Below are 7,637 nucleotides of genomic sequence, written 5' to 3' on the forward strand. Positions count from 1 at the left end.
CGGGCCGGGGCCCGCCCCCCGGGTGCGCGGCGCGGTCCCCCGGCCGTTCCGGCCCGTAGCCGGTCGGGTCCCCGTCGGTCGGGCCCCGTAGATGTCAGTCGGTGCCGGACTCGATCGCCGCGTGGTCCAGCGCGGTGGACTCCGCCTCGTCGCCGGTGCCCGCCGCGATCGGCGCCGCGCCGCCCGGGGTGAGCTCGCCGATCAGGCCGGTCCACGGCGCCAGCTGGCCGTGGCCCGCGTACTGCTCCAGCTTGCTGCGGGAGTCGGCGATGTCCAGGTTGCGCATGGTCAGCTGGCCGATCCGGTCGTCCGGGACGAAGGCGGCGTCGACGCTGCGCTCCATCGACAGCTTCTCCGGGTGGTAGCTGAAGTTCGGGCCCTGGGTGTCGATCACCGAGTAGTCCTGGCCGCGCCGCAGCCGCAGCGTGACGCTGCCGGTGACGGCCTGGCCGACCCACTTCTGCAGGCTGTCGCGCAGCATCAGCGCCTGCGGGTCGAACCAGCGGCCCTCGTACATCAGGCGGCCGAGGCGCCGGCCCTGGGTGTGGTAGGTGGCGAGGGTGTCCTCGTTGTGGATCGCGTTCAGCAGCCGCTCGTAGGCGATGTGCAGCAGTGCCATGCCCGGGGCCTCGTAGATGCCGCGGCTCTTGGCCTCGATGATCCGGTTCTCGATCTGGTCCGACATGCCCAGACCGTGCCGTCCGCCGATCCGGTTGGCCTCGTGCACCAGGTCGACGGCGGAGCCGAACTCACGGCCGTTGATCCGGACCGGCCGGCCGAACTCGAAGTCGACCGTGACGTCCTCGGTCTCGATCTCGACGGCCGGGTCCCAGAAGGCGACGCCCATGATCGGGGCGACGATCTCCAGCGAGGCGTCCAGGAACTCCAGCCGCTTGGCCTCGTGGGTGGCGCCCCAGATGTTGGCGTCCGTGGAGTAGGCCTTCTCGGCGGAGTCCCGGTACGGCAGGTCGCGCTCGGCGAGCCACTCGGACATCTCCTTGCGGCCGCCGAGCTGGGTGACGAAGTCCTGGTCCAGCCACGGCTTGTAGATCCGCAGGTTGGGGTTGGCGAGCAGGCCGTAGCGGTAGAACCGCTCGATGTCGTTGCCCTTGTAGGTCGAACCGTCGCCCCAGATCGAGACGTCGTCCTCCTGCATGGCCCGGACCAGCAGGGTGCCGGTCACGGCGCGGCCGAGCGGGGTGGTGTTGAAGTAGGTCTGCCCGGCGGAGCGGATGTGGAAGGCGCCGCAGGCCAGGGCGGCCAGGCCCTCCTCGACCAGCGGGGCCCGGCAGTCGATCAGGCGGGCCTGCTCGGCGCCGTAGGCACGGCCACGGGCCGGGACGTCGGCGAGGTTCGGCTCGTCGTACTGGCCGATGTCGGCCGTGTAGGCGTAGGGGACGGCACCGTGCTCGCGCATCCACGCGACCGCGACGGAGGTGTCCAACCCACCCGAGAATGCGATGCCGATCCGTTCACCGACCGGCAGCTTGCTCAAGACCTTCGACATGCATGCACCCTTGACCCACCCGCGGTGCGGGCTCCTGATTTAGCGACGTGTGAGGGGATTCGGCCTGATTGATCCGATGCCCGCACTCTGGCATAGATTTGCAGAGTACCGCAAGAGCATACGGCCGCGTCGGCCGGGGTGGCAGCTCCGGCGGGCCGCTCCCGGGGGTCGGGGCCGACCTCAACTCCGTTGGCCAGAGGGGTGTTTGCGGGATCCGGCCCCCCCGCGCGGCGGCGGGGGAGAGGGCGGGGAAGGCGCAGGGCCGGACTCCCGGGGGAGTCCGGCCCTGCGCTGGTCCGGGGAGGAGGGGGTCAGGGCTTGCGGCCCACGCCCGCGTACATCCAGCGGGTGGAGCCCGCGGTCGGTCCGTCCGGGCGCCAGAGCGGGACGAAGTCCACACCCGGTTCCAGCGGCTCCCAGCCGGTGAGGAAGCCCTCCACCTCGGCCCGGCCCCGGAGCCGGATGCGCGAATCGGTGTCGTCCCAGGTCTTCACGACCTCGGCGGCGCGCTGCGGGTTGCCCTCGGCGGTGCTGTGCGAGAGCAGCAGGAAGCTCCCCGGGGCGAGGCGGTCGTGGACGGCCTTGACGGCCGCGGCGGCCTGGTCGTCGTCGATGAAGTGCAGGACGGCCATCAGCAGAACGGCGACCGGACGGGAGAGGTCGATCAGCTCGCGCAGCTCGGGCCGGTCGAGCAGCTCGTCGAGGTCGCGCAGATCGCCGGTGAGCACGGTGGTGGAGTGGTTGCTGGCGAGCAGCGCCCGGCCGTGGGCGAGCACGATCGGGTCGTTGTCGATGTAGACCACCCGGGACTCCGGGGCCAGCTCCTGCGCGACCTCGTGCACATTGCCCTGGGCGGGCAGGCCGGAGCCGATGTCGATGAACTGGCGGACCCCGGCCTCGACGCAGAGCCGGACGGCGCGGCGCAGGAAGGCGCGGTTCTCCCGGGCGGCCTGCGGGATGTCGGGCGCGGCGGCTATCGCGTGCTCGGCGGCGGCCCGGTCCGGCGGGAAGTTGTCCTTGCCGCCCAGCCAGTAGTCGTAGATCCGGGCCGGGTGGGGCCGGTGGGTCTGGAGCATCACCGGGTCCACGAAGTCCGCCGGATGCCCGAAGCCCGCCGGATCCGCGGAGTCGGCCGGATCCGCGAAGCCCGCCGGGTCGGTCACGTCCGCAGGGTTCGTGGCGTTGTCGAACTCGGGCATCGGGTCCCCTCCGTTTGGCCTGATCAACGGTCACCAGAAGCTGGTAGCCAGCCGGTTGATCGGTTCTGCATCGTACCCGGCCCACTGGGAAGGACGATCACTGGCCCTGGCGCGGTTCACCGAGGTTCACTGCACTGCGGTTCACTGCGGTTCACTGCGGTTCACCGCGGGGCCCGCCGCCGGGGGCCGGGCTCCGGGAGGAGGCACGGTTGCGCAGCCAGGCGGTGCGGGCGGCGACGACGCCGAGGGTGAGGGCCACCAGGTGGCCGGCGTCGGCCAGCTGCTGGTCCGCCGCCCAGGCGCCGGCCAGTACCAGGGCGAGGAGCGGCAGCCCGTACCGGCGCAGCGCGCGCGGGCCCAGGGCGAGCAGGCAGCCGATGGTGGCGACCAGCCCGTAGCTGATCCCGACGTCCCGCGCGCGGGAGAGCGCCCCCGGGATCCGGGCGGTCAGCATCACCCACATGGCACCCTCGGTGAGCAGGGTGGCGCCCAGGTGCCCGAAGACGAACACCGCGCCCGCGCGGGCCGGGCCCCAGCGCCACTCGGCCAGGCCCAGGGCGATCGCGACGGCGGCGATGCCGGCCCAGGCCGGGACGCCGTCGACCACCAGGCCGCTGGTGAACATCGTCCACCACTTGCCCACTTCCATGTGGTGGACGTTGCTGCTGTTGTGCCGGACGAACCGGGCCCGGCCGGCGTGGCCCTGGGTGGCGAGCCAGGTGGCGGTGATCGTCAGCAGGACGACGTAGACGGAGGTGAGACGCAGCCGGAGCGCGGCGGTGTGGGCGCTCGCCGCGAGCGCGGCCCGGCCGCCGGTGGCCCTCCGGCCGGCCGCCGTTCCGTCGCCGGCCGCCGTTCCGTCGCCGGCCGCCGTTCCGTCGGCGGCCGTTCTGGAATCAGGCGTCCGGGAGGTGGCGGTGTCGGTCGGCTGCGTCGTTCCGAGGCGGTCCCTCATCGTGCCTGGCGCCCTTTGCGTGCGGTGTCCGGTCTCCGGTGCCCGGCGGCCCGTGGGCGGCCGGAGAGCCAGCCTACGGCAGTCGGCCGCGCCCGCCCGTCGACGGTTTCGCGGGCGGGAGGCCGGGTACGGACGCCGCCGGGCGGGTCACCCGAACGGGCCGTCGCGGCGGCGGGCGGGGGCCCGGGCGGGCCAGGGTGAGGTGGGGGCCGTCGAGGAGGAGCGGACCGTCGAGGAGGCGCCGATGACCGGCAGCACCACCGGCGTGCCGCAGGCGCACCCGGGGCCCTGGTGGGCGCGCGCGGCCCGGGCGGCGTGGCGCTACGTCCGGCGCGCCCCCGGCACCTACGTCTGGCTGGCGATCCTGCTGGTCACCACCCAGGTGATCCGGCACGTCGACCCGGTGACCGCCGACCGGATCCTGCAGCGGCGTTCGACCAACCTGCACCACCTCCAGGTCTCACCCGTTCGGGTGCTGCTGACCAGCGCGCTGTGGATCGCGGGCGGCGGCTGGCTGAGCTACTTCGCGCTGTACAACCTCTTCCACGTGCCCGCCGAGCGCTGGCTGGGCACGCTGCGCTGGCTGTCGGTGGCGGTGCTGGCACACGTCGGGGCGACCTACCTCAGCGAGGGGGTGCTCGGCTGGGCGATCCACCGCGGCCTGGCGGCGCCGAAGGCCGTCTACACGCTCGACTACGGCGTGAGCTACGCGCTCGCCGGGGTGGTCGGGGTGCTCAGCTACCTGATCGTGCGGCCCTGGCGGTACCTCTACGTGGGGGGAGTGCTCGCCGTGTACGTCTACGGCGTTCACCAGAGCCGGGACTACACCAGCATCGGCCACCTCAGCGCGGCACTGATCGGGCTCGCCTGCTACCCGATCACCCGGGACCGGCCGGGAGCCTTCGACCCGGCCGCCGTGGTGCGGGAGTCGTGGCGGCGGGTGCGTAAGTGGCGGGTGCGCGGGCGGCGGCAGCCCGGTCGGTGAGCGGGGCCGTCGGACGTCAGGCGTTCGGGCACCCGGGCATTCGGTGAATGCCAACTGTTCGAAACGGTAAGGGTCTTAACCTCCTTTTACCGTTCGGGCCTTCCCCTGGCCGGGCACACCGGACAGGCTTACCCCCTGTTTCGCCGGGGCCGCGCAACCGCGCGGCCGGCCACAGGGGAGGACCGCACTCGTGCCCATCAGGCAACGTCGTCGGCTGCTGCTCAGCGCCGTCACGCTCACCGCCCTCGGACTGACCACCAGTCAGGCGCTCGCCGCGCCGTCGCCGTCCGCATCGCAACCCTGGCAGGTGCAGCACCAGGCAGACGTCGGGAAGCAGCACGCGAAGAAGGTCCGGGGTGCCGGGACCTCCTCGCTCGCCCCCCGTTCGACCACCGCTCCCGAGGCCGACTCGCCCGGGGACGGCGGCGACGAGACGGAGAACTCCGCCGAGGGCGTCGCCCAGTACACCGAGGCGCGCACCGCGCCGGGTGTCGTGGCGCCGGGCGCCTACGGTGCGGCCTGGGCGCAGTTGCAGTCCATGCCGCACACGGGCGGCACCTGGGACCACGTCACCGACAAGCCGTACAACTCCGACGACCCGCGCTACCGGGACGTCAACTCCAACTCCAGCGGCGGCGCCGGACTGGTGACCGGCCGGATCACCGGCATCGCCGCCGACACCGACGGCTACGTGTACGCGGGCGGCGCCAACGGCGGGGTGTTCCGCTCCCGTACCGGCGGCGGCCGGTGGGAGCCGATCGCCGACAAGCTGCCCACGCTCTCCACCGGCACCCTGAACCTCGACGGCGGCGGGCGGCTCTGGTACGCCACCGGCGAGTCCAACACCGGGGCCACCTCGTACGTCGGCACCGGCGTGTACGTGCTGTCCGACCCGCAGCACGGCAAGTTCCAGCCCGGAAACCGGGTGGGCGGGCCGGAGCTGGAGTCGACCATCATCCACGCGCTGCGCTTCGGCGGCGGCAAGGTGTGGGCGGCGACCAGCCGCGGTGTGTGGAGCCACTCGACCTCCGACCTGTCGGGGCCGTGGAAGCTGGAGTTCGCGCCCAACCCGGACTACCTGCCGGGCGGTTCGATGGCCAAGGACCCGAGCGCGCCGTACAAGAACATCGCCAACGACATCGCGATCGACCCCAAGGACCCGTCCAAGGTGGTCCTGGCGGTCGGCTGGCGCGGCGGCGACACCTACAACGGCTTCTACAGCAAGGCAGCGGACGGGAGTTGGCAGCGCGTCGGCGCGCTGGGCGACCTGCCGTCGGACGCCGCGAACGTCGGCAACGTGACCTTCGCCCGCTCGGCGGACGGCTCGCGCTACTACGCGATCGACCAGTCGCCCGATGTCGCCGCACACAACCCGGACACCGGACTCAAGGGCATCTACGTCTCCAAGTCCGGCTCGCCGTACGGCCCGTGGACGCTGATCGCGGACAAGGACAAGCTCAAGGCGTCCGGCTCGGCGCTCCAGGACCCGGGCTACCAGCCCGGCATCCAGGCCTGGTACAACCAGTCGCTCCAGGTCGACCCGGCCAACCCGGACCACGTCTACGCGGGCCTGGAGGAGGTCTTCGAGACCACCGACGGCGGCAACGCGTGGGCGACGGTCGGGCCGTACTGGAACAACGGCTTCCCGTGCTGGAGCATCGACCCGAGCAAGCAGACCGGTGACTGCTCGCCGACCACCCACTCCGACCAGCACGCCGTCGCCTTCGGCAGCTACCAGGGCAAGGTGAACGTCTACGTCGGCAACGACGGCGGCATCTACCGGCGCCCGGGCAAGGGGCAGTTGGACGCCTGGGGCCACGGCAAGGACTGGACACCGCTCAACGACGGCACCATGGACACCCTCCAGTACTACTCGGTCGGCGTCGGCAAGGACCCGGCGGACCGGTCCGGCAAGGGCGTCATCGTCAGCGGCGGGCTCCAGGACAACGGCGAGTCCATCCTGCGGGCGCACGACAAGGTGATGGGCTCCAACTTCGGCGGGGACGGCGGCGACACCCTGGTCGACCCGGCCAACGGCTGCGACATCGCCCAGGAGTACGTCTACCTGGACATGTGGGTCACCCAGAACTGCGCGGTGAACGACGGCAGTTGGACGAAGGATCCGAGCAAGGCCACCTCCTACGAGGTCGCCCCGCCGGACAAGGACACCAACGCCGCCCGGTTCATCGCGCCGATGACCGCCGACCCCGCGGACGCCGACACCTGGATCGCCGGCGGCCAGCACGTCTGGGTGCAGCACAAGGGCTACGCGATCCGCAGCGGCAGCGAGTGGACCTCCGCCTACGACCTGGGCGCCGGTCACGTGGCCACCGCCGTCGCCACCGTCAACGGCACCGTGTACGCGGGCTGGTGCGGCCCGTGCAACAACCAGGGGTTCAGCCGCGGCATCGCGGTGGGCAACATCGACGGCACCGGCTGGCACCAGCTGAACCTGCCCGTCGACGGGACGATCCCGAACCGGTACATCTCCTCCTTCGCGGTGGACGAGAAGGACGCCCGGCACGTCCTCGTGGCCGTCAACGGCTTCTCGCGCACCTGGACGGAGGGCCCCGGCGCGGGCACCGGCCACCTCTTCGAGACCCGGGACGGCGGCGCCACCTGGACCAACGTCTCGGCCAACCTGCCCGACGTCCCGGCGACTTCGGTGAAGCTCCTGCCCGACGGCGGCCTCGCCCTGGGCACCGACCTCGCCGCGTTCTACCGGGCCCCGGGCGAGAGCCGGTTCTCGGTGCTCGGCCGCAACCTGCCGACCACGGCGGTGCAGCAGCTCAAGCAGGGCCCCGACGGCCGGCTCTACGTGGCGACCTTCGGGCGCGGCATCTGGTCGATCAACCCGCGCGAGCTCGGCCGGGACGGCGACGGCCAGGACGGCAACAGCCAGGGCGGGGACGGCCAGGGCGGCAACAGCCAGGGCTGACGGTCCCGTTCGTGCGCCGGTGCCCGGCCCGCTCCTGACGCTGTCTCTTATAC

Annotated in this window: 5 protein-coding genes; 2 read left to right on the forward strand and 3 right to left on the reverse strand. The window is 72.4% G+C overall.

Going from position 1 to position 7,637, the window contains the following annotated elements; genetic code table 11:
* Positions 1-94: 94 nt before the first annotated feature.
* The 3 genes from argG to ACFXOZ_RS41420 form a co-directional block, all read right to left on the reverse strand.
* Positions 95-1,507, reverse strand: a complete 1,413-nt coding sequence (argG, locus tag ACFXOZ_RS41410) for an argininosuccinate synthase (RefSeq protein WP_380532690.1) — start codon at positions 1,505-1,507, stop codon at positions 95-97.
* Between the two features lie 311 nt (positions 1,508-1,818).
* Positions 1,819-2,706, reverse strand: coding sequence for an SAM-dependent methyltransferase (locus ACFXOZ_RS41415; RefSeq protein WP_380532687.1), 888 nt, complete (start codon positions 2,704-2,706; stop codon positions 1,819-1,821).
* Between the two features lie 151 nt (positions 2,707-2,857).
* Positions 2,858-3,661, reverse strand: a complete 804-nt coding sequence (locus ACFXOZ_RS41420; protein WP_380595222.1) for a rhomboid-like protein — start codon at positions 3,659-3,661, stop codon at positions 2,858-2,860.
* A gap of 244 nt (positions 3,662-3,905) precedes the next feature.
* Between ACFXOZ_RS41420 and ACFXOZ_RS41425 the strand changes: the two genes are divergently transcribed.
* Together ACFXOZ_RS41425 and ACFXOZ_RS41430 are read left to right on the forward strand one after the other, a co-directional pair.
* A complete protein-coding gene (locus tag ACFXOZ_RS41425) occupies positions 3,906-4,646 on the forward strand; it encodes a rhomboid-like protein (RefSeq protein WP_380595224.1) in 741 nt (246 codons plus the stop codon).
* A gap of 190 nt (positions 4,647-4,836) precedes the next feature.
* Positions 4,837-7,584 (forward strand): glycosyl hydrolase, encoded by a 2,748-nt coding sequence (locus ACFXOZ_RS41430; protein WP_380595226.1) that lies wholly within the window; start codon positions 4,837-4,839, stop codon positions 7,582-7,584.
* Positions 7,585-7,637: the final 53 nt, after the last annotated feature.

The organism is Kitasatospora sp. NPDC059160 (assembly GCF_042755465.1).
Lineage (GTDB): Bacteria > Actinomycetota > Actinomycetes > Streptomycetales > Streptomycetaceae > Kitasatospora.

Excerpts from the sequence above, each read along its gene's own strand:
- ACFXOZ_RS41415 (WP_380532687.1), bottom strand. The coding sequence starts at position 2,706 with ATGCCCGAGTTCGACAACGCCACGAACCCTGCGGACGTGACCGACCCG.
- ACFXOZ_RS41420 (WP_380595222.1), bottom strand. The coding sequence starts at position 3,661 with ATGAGGGACCGCCTCGGAACGACGCAGCCGACCGACACCGCCACCTCC.
- ACFXOZ_RS41425 (WP_380595224.1), top strand. The coding sequence starts at position 3,906 with ATGACCGGCAGCACCACCGGCGTGCCGCAGGCGCACCCGGGGCCCTGG.
- argG (WP_380532690.1), bottom strand. The coding sequence starts at position 1,507 with ATGTCGAAGGTCTTGAGCAAGCTGCCGGTCGGTGAACGGATCGGCATC.